Origin of the sequence: Ewingella sp. AOP8-B2-18 (genome assembly GCF_052376015.1) — a bacterium.
Taxonomy (GTDB): Bacteria; Pseudomonadota; Gammaproteobacteria; order Enterobacterales; family Enterobacteriaceae; genus Ewingella; species Ewingella allii.
The window spans coordinates 346,376-365,394 of record NZ_JBQSVB010000002.1; the positions used below are offsets into that span (position 1 = coordinate 346,376).

13 protein-coding genes are annotated in these 19,019 nt (G+C 56.1%); 5 read left to right on the plus strand and 8 right to left on the minus strand.

The window, feature by feature from the left end; all coding sequences use genetic code 11:
- Positions 1-16: 16 nt before the first annotated feature.
- The 5 genes from ACT3RR_RS05780 to puuD form a co-directional block, all read right to left on the minus strand.
- The gene (locus tag ACT3RR_RS05780; protein WP_496199925.1) at positions 17-1,669 is read right to left on the minus strand and encodes a dipeptide ABC transporter ATP-binding protein; all 1,653 of its coding nucleotides are present in this window, start codon (positions 1,667-1,669) and stop codon (positions 17-19) included.
- Complete coding sequence (locus ACT3RR_RS05785; protein ID WP_496199926.1) at positions 1,666-2,541, minus strand: ABC transporter permease; 876 nt, start codon at positions 2,539-2,541, stop codon at positions 1,666-1,668. Before ACT3RR_RS05785 ends, ACT3RR_RS05780 begins: the two co-directional genes overlap by 4 nt.
- The gene (locus ACT3RR_RS05790) at positions 2,538-3,482 is read right to left on the minus strand and encodes an ABC transporter permease (protein ID WP_353502695.1); all 945 of its coding nucleotides are present in this window, start codon (positions 3,480-3,482) and stop codon (positions 2,538-2,540) included. Before ACT3RR_RS05790 ends, ACT3RR_RS05785 begins: the two co-directional genes overlap by 4 nt.
- 16 nt (positions 3,483-3,498) lie before the next feature.
- Entirely contained in the window at positions 3,499-5,139 is a 1,641-nt protein-coding gene (locus tag ACT3RR_RS05795) for a TIGR04028 family ABC transporter substrate-binding protein (RefSeq protein WP_496199927.1), read from the minus strand.
- An 833-nt stretch (positions 5,140-5,972) separates the two neighbouring features.
- Entirely contained in the window at positions 5,973-6,758 is a 786-nt protein-coding gene (gene puuD / locus ACT3RR_RS05800; protein WP_353502693.1) for a gamma-glutamyl-gamma-aminobutyrate hydrolase, read from the minus strand.
- A 338-nt stretch (positions 6,759-7,096) separates the two neighbouring features.
- Here puuD and ACT3RR_RS05805 point away from each other — a divergent pair, with 338 nt between their 5' ends.
- On the plus strand, positions 7,097-8,530 hold the full coding sequence (locus ACT3RR_RS05805) for a glutamine synthetase family protein (protein WP_353502692.1): 1,434 nt from the start codon (positions 7,097-7,099) through the stop codon (positions 8,528-8,530).
- Positions 8,531-9,014: 484 nt separating this feature from the next.
- Positions 9,015-10,394 carry an APC family permease gene (locus ACT3RR_RS05810; protein ID WP_353502691.1) on the plus strand — a complete coding sequence of 460 codons (1,380 nt, stop codon included), beginning with the start codon at positions 9,015-9,017 and terminating at the stop codon, positions 10,392-10,394.
- Between the two features lie 770 nt (positions 10,395-11,164).
- Here the strand turns inward: ACT3RR_RS05810 and sbcB are convergent.
- Entirely contained in the window at positions 11,165-12,592 is a 1,428-nt protein-coding gene (gene sbcB, locus ACT3RR_RS05815; RefSeq protein WP_496199928.1) for an exodeoxyribonuclease I, read from the minus strand.
- A 228-nt stretch (positions 12,593-12,820) separates the two neighbouring features.
- Between sbcB and ACT3RR_RS05820 the strand changes: the two genes are divergently transcribed.
- Both ACT3RR_RS05820 and tmaR read left to right on the plus strand, forming a co-directional pair.
- Positions 12,821-13,918, plus strand: a complete 1,098-nt coding sequence (locus ACT3RR_RS05820; protein WP_034791571.1) for an FUSC family protein — start codon at positions 12,821-12,823, stop codon at positions 13,916-13,918.
- A 144-nt stretch (positions 13,919-14,062) separates the two neighbouring features.
- Positions 14,063-14,395, plus strand: a complete 333-nt coding sequence (gene tmaR, locus ACT3RR_RS05825; RefSeq protein WP_034791570.1) for a PTS system regulator TmaR — start codon at positions 14,063-14,065, stop codon at positions 14,393-14,395.
- A 73-nt stretch (positions 14,396-14,468) separates the two neighbouring features.
- On the opposite strand, the gene ACT3RR_RS05830 is transcribed toward tmaR, so the two are convergent.
- Positions 14,469-15,734, minus strand: coding sequence for an MFS transporter (locus tag ACT3RR_RS05830; RefSeq protein ID WP_496199929.1), 1,266 nt, complete (start codon positions 15,732-15,734; stop codon positions 14,469-14,471).
- Between the two features lie 199 nt (positions 15,735-15,933).
- Entirely contained in the window at positions 15,934-16,719 is a 786-nt protein-coding gene (locus ACT3RR_RS05835; RefSeq protein ID WP_496200061.1) for an AraC family transcriptional regulator, read from the minus strand.
- Positions 16,720-16,940: 221 nt separating this feature from the next.
- Here ACT3RR_RS05835 and ACT3RR_RS05840 point away from each other — a divergent pair, with 221 nt between their 5' ends.
- Entirely contained in the window at positions 16,941-19,019 is a 2,079-nt protein-coding gene (locus ACT3RR_RS05840) for a TonB-dependent siderophore receptor (protein ID WP_496199930.1), read from the plus strand.

Consider the following 19,019-nt stretch of genomic DNA (forward strand, 5'->3'; position numbering starts at 1 on the left):
CCTTAACGCTGTTCAGTTATGCAGCGCGATGACGGCCATTGCCCGGGATCGCATTAATCAGTTCTTTGGTGTAATCACTGCCCGGATGAGCAAACACCGATTCGACGTCGCCGGAGTCCACTTGCTGGCCGCGATTGAGCACCGACACGCTGTGCGAAATCTGCCTGACGGTGGCGAGGTCGTGAGAGATAAACAGGTAGGTCAGGCCGAGGGAGTCCTGCAACTCCTGCAATAGGCTGAGGATCTGCGCCTGCACCGTGACGTCCAGCGCCGAGGTGGCTTCATCCAGCACCAGAATCTTCGGTTCGAGGATCAGCGCACGGGCGAGAGCCACGCGCTGACGCTGGCCGCCGGAGAGTTCGCGCGGCTTACGGCTGAGCAGTTCCAGCGGCAGCGCCACCCGCTGGGCAATACTGTGCACCCGGCGGCGGCGCTCGTCGGCGGCAATAGGTTCATAGTTCAGCAGCGGCTCTTCAATAACGCTAAACAGCGTTTGCGAAGGGTCGAGAGAGGCAAACGGGTTCTGATAAACCAGCTGAATCTGCTTACGCAGCTGGCGCAGCGGTTCGCCTTTCAGCTGGGTAATATCCTGCCCGTCGATTAACACCGCCCCTGAATCCGGGCGCTGGAAGCCGAGCAGGATACGCGCCAGCGTGGTCTTGCCAGAGCCTGACTCCCCAACCAGCGAGTGGGTGGTGCCGCGTGCGATAGTGAAGGAGACATTATCCACGGCGCGGAAAGCCGGTTTGCCTTTGCCGCCCAGTGAGAAGTCCTTCACCAGATTTTCAACCCGCAAAATCGCTTCGCCGCCAGTAGCGCGCAGTGATGCGCGATGCCTGCCGGAGAGGGCAGGGACATCTGCGAACAGCTGGCGGGTGTATTCGCTTTTCGGCGCGCTAAGCACCTCGGCGGTAATGCCCTGTTCCTGCACCTTGCCGTGACGAAATACCAGCAGGCGGTCGGCGCGCTCGGCGGCCACCGCGAGGTCGTGGGTGACGAACAGCACGGCGGTGCCGAACTCCTGACGCAGCTCGTCAATCAGGTCCAGAATGCGTTTTTGCACCGTGACGTCTAACGCGCTGGTCGGCTCGTCGGCAATGATTAAGGCCGGTTGCAGCGCAATGGCGATGGCAATCAGCACGCGCTGCTTCATGCCGCCGGACAGCTCGTGCGGATACTGCTTGGCGCGCAGCTCAGGGTGGGAAAGGCCAACGCGAGCCAGCAGTTCCACCACGCGCTCGTCGCGCTGCTTGCGCGGCAGGCGGCGGTGAATGTTTAAAATTTCCGCCACCTGCGCGCCGATGGTCTTCACCGGATTGAGCGAGCTGGTCGGGTCCTGAGGAATGAGGCTAATGCGCGCGCCGCGCAGGGCGTCCAGACGGCGCTGCGACCACTGGCTGATGTCGGTGCCATTGAGGCGGATCGCCCCTTCCTGCAAATGACCGTTTTCCGCCAACAGGCCGATAATCGCCTGCGCGGTGGTGGTTTTGCCCGAGCCGGACTCGCCGACCAGCGCCACCACTTCACCCGGATAAATCGAGAAGGAGACGTTGTGCACTACGCGCTGGCTCTGCGTGCCGCTGCTGTAAGCAATGGAGACGTCTTCCAGCGCCAGCACCGGCGTGCGCTGCTCGGCGGCGGTGCGGTTAAAGCTGACATTCAGGCTCATCGACGGCTCCTGCGGAAAGATTGGCTAATACGGTTGGCGGAAAGCACCACCAACACCACCACGACGCCGGGGAAGGTGGTTAACCACCATGCCGTGGAAATGTAGTTACGCCCTTCGGCAATCAGCAGGCCCCACTCCGGGGTTGGCGGCGGGGTGCCGTAACCCAAGAAGCTCAGGGTGGAAATTGCCAAAATCGCACTGCCAAATTGCAGGGCGGAAAAGGCCAGCACGGCGGTCAACGAGTTGGGCAAAATATGCCGCCACAGCACCGCGAAGAAGGTACCGCCGCTGCCATAGGCCGCTTCGACATAATCGCTGTGGCGCACCAGCACCACTTCTGAACGCGCAAGGCGGGCGAAGTTGGCAATCGAGGTGACGCCGACGGCGATTGCCGCGTGAACCGTGCCGAAGCCGAGCAGAATAATCACCGAAAGCGACAGCAGCAGGCCGGGGATCGACAGCAGTACGTCAACAATGCGCATCACCAGAGTATCGGCAAAGCCGCCAACTGCGCCGGCGAATAGCCCGAACGCGGTGCCGAGTACCAGCCCCAGCGCCACGGCAACCAGCGCACCGGACAGCGAGTGCGACGCGCCGTAAACAATGCGCGCGTAGACATCGCGGCCCAGCTGGTCGGTGCCCAGCCAGTGTCCGGCCTGAGGTGCCAGACGCTGCGCCCCGGCAATGCCTTCCGTGCCGCTATAAGAGGTGAACAGCCCCGGCGCGATGGCCCATAAAATCACCACGATCATCACCGCCCAGGCCAGAATCAGCCCCGGCTTAACGCGGGTGAACAGGGCGCTGCGGGTTTTCGGGCGAGGCGCGAGGCGTGTCTTCTCCTGACCTAACTGCTCAATGGGTAAGCTACTCATGCGTGCGCTCCGGCAGTGGATTTAAGACGCGGATCCAGTAACGGATAAACCAAGTCGACCAGCAAGTTGATGCCAACAAAGGCGGCGGCGGAGATAACCACAATCGCCTGTAATACCGCCACATCCTGATTGTTGACCGCCTGCTGGGTCAGTTGCCCCAGCCCGTTAAGGCCGAAGACGGTTTCGGTGATCAGTGCCCCGGCAATCAGCTCGCCAAACAGCAATCCGGCAATGGTCAGGGCAGGGAGCAGGGCATTACGCGCAACGTGACGCCACAACACGCCGCTGCGCGACGCACCTTTGGCACGGGCGACGGCCACGAAGGGCTGGGTCTGCACCTGATCGATACTGCGGATCAAAATCTGCGCCAGCGGGGCTGAAATCGGCACCGCCAGCGTAACGATCGGTAGAATCAGCCCGACCCATTCGCCCGGGTTAATCACCGGGATCCAGCGTAAGTGGAAAGAGAAGAACTGGATCAGCGCAATGCCGAGCCAGAAGGTTGGGATCGAAATAAACAGCGACGGCAATGACTGGAGTGCCGACTTCAGCCAGCCGAAGTGCAGCAGGCTGGAGAGGAAGGCGATGGCCACCGCCACCACCGCCGCCAAGATAAAACCGAGTACCGCCAGTCGCAGCGTCGGCGGGAAGTTGCTGCTCAGCAGCTCCGTCACCGGCACGCCCGCCTGAATCGAATAGCCCAGATCACCGCGCAGGAAGTTGCCCAGCGTATGCAGATATTGCTGCCAGATGGGCACATCTGCTCCGTAAACCGCGCGCATATCCGCGATTTGCGCCGGGCTGAGTCCCATATCGGGATTCTGGAATTTGATAAGGATGGCGTCACCCGGCAGCACTTGCAGCAGGATGAAGGAGACGGTAAACGCCGCCCACAGCACCAGCACTGCCTGCCCGATGCGACCACTAAAGTATCGGCTCATTGTCTACTCCTGCCTGTTAATGCTTTTCCAACCATGCGCCGTAGAAGCTTGGGCGGCCCACGGCTTCAAAGTTCACGCCTTTGAGGTAGGGAGCACCGGCAAACACCTGCGGTTCTTCGAAAATTGGAATGACGTAGGCCTGATCCAACAGGTAGTTCTGCACGTCGCCGGTCAGCGCCAGACGCTTTTTCGGGTCGACTTCGGCAGAAACCGCCGTCAGCAGGTCGTTGAGTTTGTCGTCACGGAAGCTTTTCACCTTGCTGCTTGAACCGCCTTTTTGCAGCAGCACGTCGCGGTTGGTCGGGTAGAAGGCGCTTTTAATCACGTCCGGATCGGCGCGACCCACTTCCACCACGTAGGCGGCAGTTTTCTCTGGGTCGAGGTTGTCCGCCACGCGGCTACCGGCGTCACCCGCCAGAATATTCAGCTTCACGCCGACCTGACCCCACTGCTGGGAAACCAGCTGCAGCACCTCTTTGTTCTGCGGCTGCGGCAGGGATTCATACACGGTCAGCGCGAGAGTTTTGCCCTCTTTCTGGCGAACGCCGTTAGGGCCGGCTTTCCAGCCTGCTTCGTCTAACAGCTTTTTGGCCTGCGCCGGGTCATAAGTCAGTTTGTTGCTCAAATCCACATAGCCCGCGGCGGTTTTAGCCACCACCGAAGTGGCTTGCGGATAGTTAGGGGAGAACAGGGTGTCGACTACTTGTTTAGAGTTGGTGGCGTGCAGCAGCGCCTGACGCACGCGCAGGTCAGAAACCAAGGCGTTATCAGGGCGGAAGGCGATGCCGTCGTTGACGCCTTTAGTCGGCGCGGCGTAAATCGGGAAGTTTTGGTCTTTGGCTTGTTTCTCGTCGTAAGCCTGAACCTGACGAATAAAATCAGCCTGACCCGCCAGCAGTGCGCCAATGCGCACGCTGTCTTCATTAGTGACAATCACTTTGATGCCATCAAGGTTAGCGCGGCCCTGCTGTTTGAGGTTTTTCGGCCCCCAGTTGTAGTCTTTACGCGCAGTTAAATCGACTTCGCGCCCCAGCGTCTCTTTGCTGACCACAAAGGGGCCAGAGCCGATGATGTGGGTGGCATCGCCCAGCGAGTCGAAATCGCGGTTTAACGTGCTCAGCGACACTAAGCCGGAGCCAATGGTGGCGGTACCTTGCAGGAAGCCCGGCGAGGATTTCTTGAAGAAGAATTTCACCGTCAGTGGGTCAACCACTTCGCTATGGTCATAGTTGTTGATCACTTCGGACACCGGCAGGTGATGCTCTTTATTGCCTAAGCCGTAAGTGTCGAAGTTCTTCGCCACGGCGTTGGCATCCAGCGGCGTGCCGTCAGAGAAGGTAACCCCCGGACGAATTTTAAAGGTGTACTCGGTTTTATCCGCATTGAAAGACCATGACTCGGCGATCCACGGCTCAATCGCCAGCGTTTCCGGATTCTGGTAAGTCAGCTTATCGGTAATTTGGTTAAGAATACCGCCGTTCGGATAGAAGCCGCCCGCCGGTGGATATAAGTTGGTGTGAGCCTGCTGTTCAAGATAAATCAGGGTTCCGCCCTGAACTGGCGTTCCGTCAGCGGCCATAGCCGCGCTGGTGGTAGTTAATAAAAGCCCTAAAGCCAGAGCGCGGGAAACCGCGTTCAAACGGCGAATATTTTGCATGGATATACCCTTTTTATTATTGGCAAGTGAGCACCACCAAAGTCCGCCGTGACGGCTTTAGAACTAAAGTAGTGGTTCTATAACAAACCTTTTTAAAATGGATATAAACGAAGGAATTTAGCTATCAATAGCGAGAAAGTGGCAATAGAAATGTATTGAACATTTAGCCATATTGGGGGGCTTTGGGGCTGGCTGCCCAAACCCGCTCTTAAGGTCAAGGTCGTGGGCTCGCCGCCCACACTGGCCCAAAGGGTTTTAAACGAAACCCTTTGGAATCCTGCGTTTTTTTGCTGCTGAAAGATCGAGGCTGCGCAGGGTTGGAATGGACGTGTTTCAGCGGCCACTGTGTTCGTCGCGAAGTGCCGCCGCTTAGGCGGTTCCCTCAGTTCGGGCTTCGAGCCTTTGGTCTCGAACCACTCCCTCGGCGTCACTTCTGAACGCGACCTACTGGCATTTACACCGAACCATTCCATCCAATCCGTAAAAAACAATCCCAAAACCAAACCCACTGAAACGGCACGGCCAAGATGCCTCAAAACCGCAGTCAAAAATGGCGCTGAGCGAACGGTTCGAGACCAAAGGCTCGAAGCCTGAAGCGAAGGCACCGCCTAAGCGGCGACATTTTGCGGTGGATAACTGAAGTACCTGAAACACGTCCGCCCAACGAGCGGAGCGCGCAGTAAAGAGCCGGGGAGTCTTGAGGGGCGCGGCGATAGGCGCCCCTCAAGGCCGGTGTGGCGGCAGCGCACGGTTTTGACCTTAAACGGTGTGGGCCGACGCCCACGGTTTTGAAGTTGAAGTTGACTTAAGCAGGGCCCAACCCGGGGATATCTCTACCCCCGATGATACTTCCGACATGCAGCGACGAAGGATTCGAACAGCTGACGAGACACGGCGTCGGTCAAGCTGTGCCACTCGGGGTGCCACTGTACGCCGAGGGCGAAGGGGTGGCTGCGCACGCTGACGGCTTCCACCAGATTGTCCGGTGCGCGGGCCTCGACGCTGAGCTCTGCGCCCAGACGCTTCGCGCCTTGGCCGTGCAGTGAGTTCACCTGAAAAGACTGATAATCGGGCAGAAGCTCTGCCAGCAGGCCGCCCGGCTCGATGTTAACAGGGTGAACCAGCGCGAATTGCTCGTCGTGGGAGAGGGAGGTGTCCTCGCGGTGATCCATATAGCCCGGCTCTTCCTGCACTTTGCGATACAGGCTGCCGCCGGTGGCGACCACCAACTCCTGCATACCACGGCAGGCGGCAAGCAGGGGGATGCCTTGGGCTAAGGTCGCGCGGATCAGCGCAATACTTAGCTTGTCGCGCCCCGGATCGGCCAGCTCCTCGATACCGTCTTCGTTATACCAGTGCGGCTCGACATTGCTCGGGCTGCCGGTGAGGAAAATGCCGTCGAGACGTGCTAACACTTCCTCGATAGCGCCTTCCCGTGAGGCCAATTCGTGTGGCAGACAGACGGGGATGGCGTTGGCGTTGAAAATCGCGTCGAGATACTTCTCGTGTACGGTCAGTGCCGGGTTCTCATCAATGCTATTGGCACACATGACGACCCCAATGATCGGTCTGTAGCTCTCTTCTTTTCTGGCTGGTGCCTGGGAAAATATGGTGCTCATTTTACCGCCTCGTTGAGTGGTCGAAAGGGAAAGAAATCCGCGCCTTATCGCGTTTTGTTGCCTATTTTTTGGCTGTTATTCCATTAAAATTAGCAGCGGGGAGTTGCTTTTTCAAACCTATATGTAAAGGAATTGTTGCTGTTGCAAAACAATTCTGATGGGTCTAGGGTTAATATTGAGACAAATATGTCTTCGAGGAATGAGGTGTGCCCCTTATATGATCTGAGAGTGCCGTTGCATTAAGAAGTTCGCAGTGATGTAGTAAAGGCGGGGCATCATGGTGGTGTCGTGGTCGCCTCAATATCCGCCTCAAACTTGAGGCAAACGGTGGAAATTTTATGCAAACCTTAATTCTTGAATCGAATAGTTCCGAAGTTGAAGACTTCGCAGCACACGGCGAAGAGAAGCGAAGCAGCGCGTTCCAGGATGAAGTTAACCAATACCTGGAACGTCACCCACTTACTCTGCATGTCGATGTTCTTCTTACCGATTTAAATGGTACCTTCCGCGGAAAACGCATTCCCGTCTCTACTCTGCTTAAAGTCGAAAAAGGCTGTTACTTCCCTGCCTCCGTGTTTGCTATGGATATTCTTGGCAACGTGGTGGAAGAGGCGGGCCTTGGCCAAGAGCTAGGCGAGCCGGATCGCATTTGTCTCCCTATCCCCGGAACATTAACCCCCTCCGCTTCGGACCCAGAGCATATTGCTCAGCTGTTGCTGACCATGCTTGACGAAGATGGCACTCCCTTTGACGTTGAACCCCGCAATGTGCTGAATCACCTATGGCAAACATTGCGCCAGCGAGGATTATTCCCGGTGGTAGCGGTAGAGTTGGAGTTCTATCTGCTCGATAAGCAGCGAGATGCGGAAGGGTTTATTCAGCCGCCTTGTAACCCGGGGACCACTGAGCGAAGTATTCATACTCAGGTCTATTCGGTAGATAATCTCGACCATTTCGCCGACGTTCTCAACGATATCGATCGCCTTGCTCTAATGCAAGGTCTGCCGGCCGATGGCGCGGTGGCGGAGTCATCTCCCGGCCAGTTCGAAATCAACTTGCACCACAGCGACAACATCCTGCGGGCCTGTGACCACGCGCTGGCGCTCAAGCGTTTAGTGCGATTGGTGGCTGAAAATCATGGGATGGAAGCCACTTTTATGGCGAAACCTTACGATGATTACGCCGGTAGCGGCATGCACATTCATATCAGCGTGCTGGATGATAATGGCAAGAACCTGTTTGCTGGCACCGAGTCGGAAGACTCTGCGTTAATGAAGCGCGCACTGGCCGGTTTGATTGAGCTGATGCCTGCGTCAATGGCGATTTTAGCGCCGAACGTCAATGCTTTCCGCCGATTCCAGCCCGGCATGTATGTGCCAACGCAGGCGTCGTGGGGGCATAACAACCGTACCGTGGCGCTGCGCGTGCCGTGTAGCGGTGCCGTTGACCACCGCGTGGAGTATCGCGTTGCCGGTGCCGATGCCAACCCGTATCTGGTAGTGGCAACTGTACTTGCCGGGATGTTACATGGATTTGACAATGAACTGCCTCTGCCGGAACCCGTCACGGGTAATGGTCTGGAGCAGGAAGGTATTCCGTTACCTATTCGTCAGAGTGATGCCTTGGCAGCCTTTGACGAGCAGGGCGCGCTGAAGAAATATCTTGGGGAGCGTTTCTCACAGGTGTATCACGCGTGTAAATCCGATGAATTGTTACAGTTCGAGCGTCGAGTGACTGAAACAGAAATTGATTGGATGCTGCGCAATGCCTAAGGTGCTGATGAGGCTGGAACAAATATCGATTATTTATTGACCAGACTCAACGCATAGAAAGAAATTGCATTTGAGGGCTTCAAAATCTTGTCATCGGCCCTCGATTTAGTGCAAAATACGCCACATGCAGAATAACCGACGCTTAAAGGCGCCGGTTATTTTTTTTGCATTGTGAGTTACACAAACTAAATTCAACAGAGGCCGGACCCAGATCCGGATAGATAACCAGGTTCGTGTGCGACCCCAAATCAATAAACGGTCGCCACTATGAGGAAATGCATGATGGGGCAATACTTTAAACCAGTACCGGTACCCGCCGGTCTCTTTGTCAGCTGCGGCCAACAACGCTCAGCCTTCACTTGCGTGCACAACGATGTGAAGCTCAATCCTCCGTTCTCTGGTTATTCAACACGAAGTTTTCCCTGTACTTTGCGCACGGAGACGTTTACACGTCCTATGCATGCAAATCAGGGAGGGCTGAGCCATGTCTGCTAATGTCTCTTCTGCCGCTCCGGCAACCAATCGCGTACAGCTGCGTAAAACCCTGACTTTGGTTCAGGTTGTGATGATGGGTTTGGCCTATCTGCAACCGATGACCATTTTCGATACCTTTGGCATTGTGTCCGGTCTGACTGACGGCCACGTGGCAACGGCGTATATCTTCGCGCTGATCGCGGTACTCTTTACTGCGGTAAGTTACGGCAAGCTGGTTCGCCGCTTCCCGTCTGCGGGTTCTGCATATACTTACGCACAGAAAGCCATCAGCCCGCACGTCGGCTTTATGGTTGGCTGGTCATCCCTGCTGGACTACCTGTTCATGCCGATGATCAACATCCTGTTGGCGAAAATTTACCTGGAAGCTATCTTCCCGGGCGTACCGTCGTGGATTTTCGTGACCGCGCTGGTGGCGATGATGACGGCCTTTAACCTGCGTGGCATCAAGGTTGTTGCTAACCTCAACAGCATCATCGTTGTGGTTCAGGTCGCCATTATGGTGGTGTTCATGGGTCTGCTTATCCGTGGCGTTTACATGGGTGAGGGCGCAGGGACGCTGGCAAGTACGAAACCTTTCTTCAGTGAGAACGCACACGTGGTGCCGATGATCACCGGGGCAACGATTCTGTGCTTCTCGTTCTTGGGCTTTGACGGCATCAGTTCCCTGTCTGAAGAGACGCCGAACGCCGGTAAAGTTATTCCGAAAGCGATTTTCCTGACTGCGCTGATTGGCGGCATCATCTTCGTCGTGGTGTCTTACTTCCTGCAATTGTACTTCCCGGATATCTCGCGTTTTCACGATCCGGACGCATCACAGCCTGAAATTATGCTGTATGTGGCAGGCAAGTTCTTCCAGTCAGTGATTCTGTGCTTTAGCTGCGTGACGGTATTGGCGTCAGGCATGGCGGCACACGCAGGTGTTTCACGTCTGCTGTACGTGATGGGCCGTGATGGCGTATTCCCGGAAAAACTGTTCGGCTACGTGCATCCAAAATGGCGTACCCCGACCTTCAACGTGATGTTGGTCGGCGTAGTGGCAATGTCCGCTGTAACCTTTGACCTGGTGACTGCAACGGCGTTGATTAACTTCGGGGCGCTGGTGGCCTTTACCTTTGTGAACTTGTCGGTTATTTCGCAGTTCTACATTCGTGAGCAGAAGAACAAGACCTTCAAAGATCACCTGCATTATCTGATTCTGCCAGTGATTGGTGCCCTGACCGTCGGCGCGCTGTGGTTGAACCTTGAAGCCAGCTCAATGACGCTGGGTCTGGTTTGGGGCGCAATTGGTTTAGGTTATTTAGCCTTTATCACCAATTTCTTCCGCCAGCAGCCACCGCAGATGAGTGGCGAAATCGCTCCAGAAGCATAAATTTGAAAGGGACCCGCAAGGGTCCTTTTTTTTGCCCTTTGGAAAGGGCAGGAAACTTTCTTTTAAGGTCAAAACTTTGCGTTGTCACGCAAACTGTTTTTTAAGGTCAAGGTCGTGTGCTGCCGCCACACCGCCAAAACCTTGCGTTGCCACGCAAACTGGCCCAGAAGGCGCGTAAGCGCGCGCCCTCTGGACTCCCGCGCTTTTTATTGCTGGAAGATCGAGGCTGCGCAGGGTTGGAATGGACATGTTTCAGCAGCCACTGTGTTCGCCGCGAAGTGCCGCCGCTTAGGCGGTTCCCGAATTTCAGGCTTCGAGCCTTTGGTCTCGAACCATTCATTCGGCGTCACTTCTGAACGCGACCTACTGGCATTTACACCGAACCTTTCCATCAAACTCTTCAAAAATCTGAAAACCTCTGAAACGGCACGACCGAGATGCTCAAAACCGCAGTCAAAAATGGCGCTGAGCGAGAGGTTCGAGACCCAAGGCTCGAATCCCGTGGCGAAGGTACCGCCTAAGCGGCGACATTTTGCGGTGTGAACCTAAGCCCCTGAAACATGTCCACTTCTACGAGCGAAGCGCGCAGTGAAAGAGCCGGGGAGTCTTGAGGGGCGCGGCGATAGGCGCCCTTCAAGGCCGGTGTGGCGGCAGCGCACGGTTTTGACCTTAAAGGCTATTGTGGGCGGCGAGCCCACGGTTTTGAAGTTGAAGTTGAAGTTGAAGTTGAAATTGAAGTTGAAGTTGAAGTTGAAAGCGTAACCCTACCGTTACGCCACCAACCCCTTCCCATAATCAAACAGCGCCTTCAGCAGGGCGGTTTTCTCGGCATCATCCTCGTACAAGTTGTACAGCGACTCTAACTGCAACACGTAATCTTGCACGCGTTCGGCGTTGAGTTTTTCCTGACGATGCTCACGCCAGCGGCGCTGCTCGGCGTCGGTGAGGGTGGTGGGGAAATTGCGGGCGCGATAGCGAAATAGCAGCGTTTCGATGCGTGAATCGTTAAAAGTTAAATCTAGGGCTGGCAGATTTTCCGGTTTGGTTTCCAGAATAATGCGCATCGCGGCGCGGTCGGCGTCGCTGAAGAAACCGTCGTACAGTCGGGCATCGACGTCGTCGGAGCCATTAAACGGCTCGGCTTCGGCGAACAAGGCCACCACTTTTTCGCGGACTTGGGTATTCTGGCGCAACAGTTGCAGATTTTGCAGGCAACGCTCGCGATCAATGCCCAAACGCTCAGCATTTTCGGGCAATAGCGTTTTAGCGGGAGCTACTACTGGGCACTTATTGATATGCAATAGTTTGATGGGCAAGGGCGACTGGCCCGGCTCGAGGGCTTCGCGGCGGGTGTATAGCCGTTCGCGCATTGCATCGGCGTCCAGCTCGAGAAGTGGGGTCATATCGCCACCCAAATCACAGACAATCACCGCGTTTTTATTCTCCGGATGCCACGCTAGCGGCGCAATCCACGCCGTGTTGCCACGGGCCGCGCCGAACATGCCGGAAACGTGAACCAACGGCGTCATGGCCGGAATATCGATTAACGCATTGATTTTATGCTTATTACGATGCTCAAGCAGGAAGGCGAACAGTCGCGGCTGGGCCTGTTTCACTAACTTAGCCATGGCAATGGTGGCGTAAACGTCAGCCATCGCGTCGTGGGCATTTTCATGCTCAATGCCGTTAGCTTTAGTCAAATGTTCAAGGCGGAAACTCGGGAAACCGTCGTCGTTTTCCGGCCAGTTGATGCCATCCGGGCGCAGGGCGTAGCAGGCGCGCATGACGTCGAGCAGATCCCAGCGAGAATTGCCATATTGCCAGCTGTAGGCATAAGGGTCGTAGAAGTTACGGTAGAAGATGTTGCGGCTGACTTCATCATCAAAACGGATATTGTTATAGCCCACAATGCAGGTGCCCGGCACGCTAAAGGCTTGGTGGATCTGCGCGCTGAACTCTGCCTCGCTCAACCCTTTCTCCAGCGCCAATTGCGGCGTAATGCCGGTTATCATCACGGCTTCAGGCTCAGGCAAATAGTCATCAGACGGGCGGCAGTAAATCACGAGCGGCTCTTCAATGATGTTGAAATCCTCATCGGTGCGCACACCGGCGAACTGCGCAGGGCGGTCCAGCGCCGGATTCTTACCGAAGGTTTCATAGTCATGAAAATAGAAGGTTTTTTGCGGCTTGTCTGACATTGCGGAATTGACCCTTAATCGCGGCGAAAAGTGATGTTGCGGCATAGCAAACAGCCGTTAAGGATACCATTCGACGGCCAGATGTCATGGGGAAATCTGTCAAGCTTCGGCATGTGCTGGATATTCGACTAAAGTTTGATTCAACCCCAGTAAAACCGCAGTGATCCCCCACCACAACTCGGCTAAACTACCCGCCATCGATTCTTCCGCTTTTAGAATGGGCACCGCATGCGTCTGGACAAGAAAATCTCGCCGCTGGATAACGTGATTTATAGCAATTACCGCATCACGCACGCACTGCGGATCGCGCTGGCGTTCATTCTGACCTTCCTGATTGTGCGCCTGACGGAGATCCCCGAAGGCACCTGGCCGTTGATCACCTTAGTGGTGGTGATGGGGCCGATCTCCTTCTGGGGCAATGTGTTACAGCGCGTGGCGGAGCGCATTGCGGGCACGGTTTTTGGCTCGGCGTCCGGGCTGATTGCGCTTTGGCTCGAACTTTATTCTCTGCCTTTAATGCTGATGTGGTGCGGCGTGGTGATGTTCGTCAGTGGCTATCTGACCCTCGGCAAGCGGCCCTACATGGCGTTGCTGATCGGCGTAACGCTGGCGGTGGTCTGCGGCGCGGGGCCGGGGGACATGCACACCGCGCTGTGGCGTTCGGGGGACGTGGTGTTCGGCTCCTTGTTGGCGCTGTTCTTCGCCAGTATCTACCCGCAGCGCGCCTTTATTCACTGGCGCATGCAGATGGCGGATTACCTGACCTCGCTGAATAAGCTTTATAGCGCCTGGCTGTCGCCGAACATGCTGGAAAGGCCGCATCTGGAAGGCAAGCTGAAAAAATCCATGAACCAGATGGTGAAGATGCGCGCGCTGTTTGCGCCAGCCAGCAAAGAGTCGCATATCCCGCGCGAAGTCTTTGACGCCATCCAGACCTTAAGCCGTAACCTGTTGTGTACGCTAGAATTACTGGCAGATGCCTACTGGAGTTCCCGCGAAAGCCACTATCTGATGCTCAATGCCCGCAGCCTGCGCAGCGCGCAGTTGCTGATGCTCGACTCGCTGGAAAAGCTCAGTGATATGCTGCTCAATGGCACGAAAGGTGATGAAGGCGCGCTTAATCATCAGTTGAATGAGTCAGTGGAAGAGCTGAAACAGCTGATGCAAGAGATGAACGCCAGCCAGCACTTGGAAGCGCCAATCTACGGCTATGTGTGGCTGAGCATGCAAGTTGCCGAGCAATTGCAGGCCTTGGGGGATCTGATAACCATGACCATGCGCAAGGAAGAGGTGCAAATTCCCGCCAATCCGCTGGAGAAAGCGTGATGGCATTTTTGTCTGCCCATGAAAACGGGTAAGATAAACCTATTGGACTTTCGTTCTGAACGCGCAGGCTTTTCCTGCTACGCTGTAACCTACGTTCCGGGCAGTCAGTCACTGAATCTGTGTAACTTAATCGAAGGTGTTAAAATGGACAATATCAACAAGCCGAGTTTCCATGACGTACTGGAGTTCGTACGAATTTTCCGCCGCAAGAACAAACTGCAACGCGAAATTGCTGATAACGAAAAGAAAATCCGTGATAACCAGAAACGTGTGTTGCTGCTCGACAACCTGAGCGATTACATCAAACAGGGTATGAGCATCGACGAAATTCAGGCGATTATTGCCAGCATGCGCGGCGACTATGAAGATCGCGTTGATGACTACATCATCCGTAATGCTGACCTGTCAAAAGAACGCCGCGAGATGTCTAAAAAGCTGAAAGCGATGGGCGAAATCAAAGCCAACGAAAGCAAATAAGCCGCTGTAAAAGCACCAAATAAATAAGGCCCTGTCAGCAACGACAGGGCCTTTTACTTTATATAGCGCTCAGTCAGACCGAGGCAGGCTGGGCTACCGAGCTTTCTTCTGGCTTCTCATTCTCCAGCTTTTGCCTTTTACGCAGGCTTGGGAACCATGCCATCCACAGGCCGACCACGATAATAGTGCCCACGCCGCCGAGCGCGGCGGCCGGAACGGCCCCCAGCCAGGCGGCCAACAGCCCGGATTCAAATTCGCCCAGCTGATTTGAGGTGTTGATAAATATCGAGTTTACCGCGCTGACGCGCCCGCGCATGTCGTCCGGCGTGTCGAGCTGCACCAGCGCGCCGCGGATCACCATACTCACCATGTCAAATCCGCCGAGGAAGAACAGGGCAATAATTGACAGCCACAGGGTGCTCGACAGGGCAAATATCAGGGTTGCTACACCAAAACCGGCCACTGACATAAACATAATCATGCCGACGTTGCGGGTCATCGCCCGGCGGCTAAGCCAGAAGCCGACCAGCAGCCCACCCACCGCCGGAGCGCCGCGCAGCAGGCCAAGCCCCCAAGGGCCGGTGTGCAGAATATCTTTGGCGAAGATTGGCAACAGCGCGGTGGCGCCGCCGAGCAGTACGGCGAACAGGTCGAGGGAAATCACGCCCAGCACGTCTTTGCGATTGCGAATAAAGCGAATACCGGCAAACAGCGTGGCGAAGGTGGCTGGAACGCGCTTCGGCTGTGCCTGCTCATACTGTAAGCGGCTGACCATCACAATCGACAGCAGATACAGCGCGGCGCATACCGCGTAGGCGGCACCCGAACCGGCAATATACAAAAAACCGCCAATCGCCGGGCCAACCATGGCCGCCGCTTGCCCAGCCACCGCATTCGCGGCCATGGCGCGTGCCAGCATGGATGGCGGCACCAGCGCGGGCAGCATGGACTGCATTGAAGGCGCTTCCATGGCTCGCGCGGTAGAAATGATAAAAATCAGCGCAAGGATACTGATTTCATTGATGTTCTGGGTAAAAGCCAGCCCGGTCAGCGTGGCTATCGCCAGCCATTCGACAATCTGTCCCAGCAGCACAATGCGCCGACGGTCAAACTGATCCGCGACGTGGCCCGCCACCAGTGCCAGCGTCACCGACGGCAAGAACTGCGCGAGGCCTATGAGGCCGAGATCCAAGGCGCGGCCGGTGATCGAATAGATCTGCCAACTGACCACGATTGATAAGATTTGGAACCCAAAGCTGGAGCCCGCACGGGCTATCCAGAAGGCAACAAATGAGCGGTGTTGCAGTAATGACGCCGAGTTAACGGGGTGTGGGGGCATAGTCAGTTCCTAAAAAGCCACTATGTTGCTGACAGCGGCAAAGGGAAAATCCTGCCGATGACCAGACAATAATTATTGGTATTAATAGCGGGGTAACTATTCGAATGAATATTTTTATCACGAATAGTTAAATATCACGAACGGTTAAAAACGCTTAATACTCATTTTTACTGAGTGACGGATAAAAGGTTCTGAAGGCTCACGCGCGCAGGTAGCGCTGCGGCGTGTCTCCCAGCGACTTCTTGAACATCGAGATAAAGGCGCTGGGACTGTGATAACCCAGCTGATTGGCGATAGCCATCACCGTCTGGCCCTGAGCCAGCTGGCCTACGGCTTCCGCCAGTCTTAGCTGCTGGCGCCACTGGGCGAAAGTCAGCCCGGTCTGCTCGCGGAACAGCCGGGCGAGGGTGCGCGAACTGGCTCCCACCTTGTTACCCCACAGCTCCAGCGTGTCATTATTTTCCGGCGTCGCCAGCATCAGCTCGCAGATATTGCGCAGGCGGCGGTCGGTCGGCAGCGGCAAATTACACACCGTGCTGTTCTGTGCCTGACGCAACTCGTCGAGCAATAACGGGGTGATAAGAGCAGTGCGGGCGGCGTTCGGCGGCGTGGCGGACTGCCCGACCAGCAGCGCCTGCACCAGTTCATTGAGCAGAGGGCTAACTTGCAAAGTGCGGCATTTTAACCACAATGAGCTTGCGGTATGCGGGTCGAGATACAGGCTGAAAGTGGTGATGTCGCCAAGGGCGTGCAGCTCGTGCTGGCAGTCCGACGGCAGCCAGATAGCGCGCATTGGGCCGAGGGTCCACGAGGCTTGCGGGGTAAGGACGCGTATCACGCCTTGGGTGCAAAACAGCAGCTGCGCGGCGGAGTGAGAATGCCAGTTCTCGCGAGACTGATTGCTGTAAAAATGACTACGGGCCACTAACTGCGGGGCCGCCGGTGGTATCTCCACCCCGTAACCTTTGCGCCAGATTTTGTCCATTTCCAACAATCGCTCATCAATTGCGTCAAATTCGCCGAATTCTGTCTGTTTCGCGCTATTTCCCGAACAAACATCGCAAGCATTCTATCCCGTCCTCTGTTCAATTAAAACTTAATGATTATCATTTGTATCCTCATTATTGAGTCATTGTTTTATTTTCGGGGACACACATGCAGGGTAAATTCGGGTTTAGACTTAAACCGCTCAGCGCGGCGCTGTTGATGACATTGATTGCAGGACAAGCGCAGGCCGCAGAACAAAATCAGACCAGCGCTGCCGCGACCACGGTGCTGCCTTCAGTGACGGTTTCCTCGACGGCGGACAGTGACGACAGCACCAATTTTGTCGCTAAGAAAGCCAGCGGCGCGACCAAAAGCGACCGGCCACTGATTGAAACGTCGCAGAGCGTGTCAGTGGTGACGCAGGCGCAGATCGCCGCGCAGGGTGCGCAGAACGTGTCGCAGGCGTTGCGCTATCTGGGTGGCGTGCAGTCGGAAGCGGGCGGGGCGGATACCCGCTTCGACACCATAATCATTCGCGGTTTCAACGCCGATGAATACCTCGACGGGCTGCGTTTGCCGACCGTGACTTACTGGTCGCGTCCGAACTACGACGCCTATCTGCTGGATAAGATTGAAGTGATCAAAGGGCCGAACTCGGTGCTTTATGGTCAAGCCAGTCCAGGCGGGGTGGTGAATCTGGTCAGCAAAAGGCCGACGGCGGACCCGCTGCATGAAATCTATGTCACCACCGGCAACAACAATCTGACCGAAGGGGGGCTGGACCTGTCCGGCGCGCTGGACAACGATCAGCACTGGCTCGGGCGTTTGACCGGCACCGCGTCGAAGACCGACACGCAGGTGGAGCACACCAAGTATAAACATTACGACATCGCTCCGGCCCTGACGTGGCAGCCCGATGACAACACCAGCCTAACCTTCCTCAGCCAGTTCCGCAAAGACCCGGACGCCGGTTTCTTCAACCAATTGCCGGTCGAAGGCACGCTGGTGAATAACCCGAATGGCAAAATCTCCGACAACTTCTACGGCGGCCAGCCGGGCTTTGACAGCTACAGCCGTTCGCAGGAGAGCGTGGGTTATGAGTTCATGCACCATTTCGATGATGTCTGGACCCTGCACCAGAACCTGCGCTACATGCAGACTCGCAGCGACTACACCATGGTTTATCCGTTTGGCGTGGTTGCCAACGCGCCGGAGGTGCATCGCTACAGCATGCACATTAATGAGAAGTTAAAAGACTTCGACGTCGATACCCATTTGCAGGCCAAGTTCGACACCGGCCCGGTGGATCACGACATGCTGTTCGGCGTGGATTACGTGCATGACGACTTGACGCAAAACAGCGGCTACGGCGATGCCTCTGACCTTAACTACCTCAACCCGGATTACAGCACGCCGGTGCAGACTCCGGCACTGACCGACCATTCGCGGCTGTATATGTCGCAAACCGGCTTCTATACCCAAGACCAGATGAAGTGGAATCAGTGGCTGCTGAACCTCGGCGGGCGTTATGACAAGGCTGAAAGCCACAGCAACGATCTGGATAACGACACGCGTAAAGAGCAAACCGACTACGCCACCACCGGCCGCGCCGGGCTGATGTATCTGTTCGACAGCGGCATCGCGCCTTATGTCAGCTACGCCACCTCATTCCAGCCGCAGGCCGGAACCACCTTCAGCGGCGATGTTTTCCGCCCAACTAAGGGCAAACAGTCGGAAATAGGGATCAAATATCAGCCGAAAAGCTTCGACGCCTTATTCACCGCGGCGCTGTATGACCTGACCCAGCAAAACGTACTGACGGCGGACTTGGATCACCCGAACTTCTCGGTGCAGACTGGCGAAATTCGTTCGCGCGGCCTTGAGCTGGAAGCCAAAGCCAATATCACCTCGCGATGGCTGGTGAGCAGCTCCTATGCCTATACCGACCCGGAAGTCACGGCGTCGAATACTGGCAATCAGGGCAAGGATCCGGTGGGCATTCCGCGCCAGACGGCGGCGGTATGGACCGAATACGCGCTGCCGGGCATGCTTGATGGTGTCACCCTTGGCGGCGGCGCGCGCTATGTCGGCACCAGTTATGCCACCAGCCAAAACAGCCTGAAAGTCCCGGCGGTCACTGTGTTCGACGCCGTTGCGCGCTACCGCTGGCAGTCGTGGCAACTGGCGCTTAATGTGCAAAACCTGACCGACAAGCAGTACCTGAACTACTGTCAGGACAATGGCTGTCACTTCGGCCTGCGCCGCCAATATCTGGCGACCCTGAGCTATCAGTGGTAA

Bases quoted from the DNA above. Each gene is read 5' to 3' on its own strand.
- ACT3RR_RS05780 (WP_496199925.1), bottom strand. From the start codon at position 1,669: ATGAGCCTGAATGTCAGCTTTAACCGCACCGCCGCCGAGCAGCGCACG.
- ACT3RR_RS05785 (WP_496199926.1), bottom strand. From the start codon at position 2,541: ATGAGTAGCTTACCCATTGAGCAGTTAGGTCAGGAGAAGACACGCCTC.
- ACT3RR_RS05790 (WP_353502695.1), bottom strand. From the start codon at position 3,482: ATGAGCCGATACTTTAGTGGTCGCATCGGGCAGGCAGTGCTGGTGCTG.
- ACT3RR_RS05795 (WP_496199927.1), bottom strand. From the start codon at position 5,139: ATGCAAAATATTCGCCGTTTGAACGCGGTTTCCCGCGCTCTGGCTTTA.
- puuD (WP_353502693.1), bottom strand. From the start codon at position 6,758: ATGAGCACCATATTTTCCCAGGCACCAGCCAGAAAAGAAGAGAGCTAC.
- ACT3RR_RS05805 (WP_353502692.1), top strand. From the start codon at position 7,097: ATGCAAACCTTAATTCTTGAATCGAATAGTTCCGAAGTTGAAGACTTC.
- ACT3RR_RS05810 (WP_353502691.1), top strand. From the start codon at position 9,015: ATGTCTGCTAATGTCTCTTCTGCCGCTCCGGCAACCAATCGCGTACAG.
- sbcB (WP_496199928.1), bottom strand. From the start codon at position 12,592: ATGTCAGACAAGCCGCAAAAAACCTTCTATTTTCATGACTATGAAACC.
- ACT3RR_RS05820 (WP_034791571.1), top strand. From the start codon at position 12,821: ATGCGTCTGGACAAGAAAATCTCGCCGCTGGATAACGTGATTTATAGC.
- tmaR (WP_034791570.1), top strand. From the start codon at position 14,063: ATGGACAATATCAACAAGCCGAGTTTCCATGACGTACTGGAGTTCGTA.
- ACT3RR_RS05830 (WP_496199929.1), bottom strand. From the start codon at position 15,734: ATGCCCCCACACCCCGTTAACTCGGCGTCATTACTGCAACACCGCTCA.
- ACT3RR_RS05835 (WP_496200061.1), bottom strand. From the start codon at position 16,719: ATGGACAAAATCTGGCGCAAAGGTTACGGGGTGGAGATACCACCGGCG.
- ACT3RR_RS05840 (WP_496199930.1), top strand. From the start codon at position 16,941: ATGACATTGATTGCAGGACAAGCGCAGGCCGCAGAACAAAATCAGACC.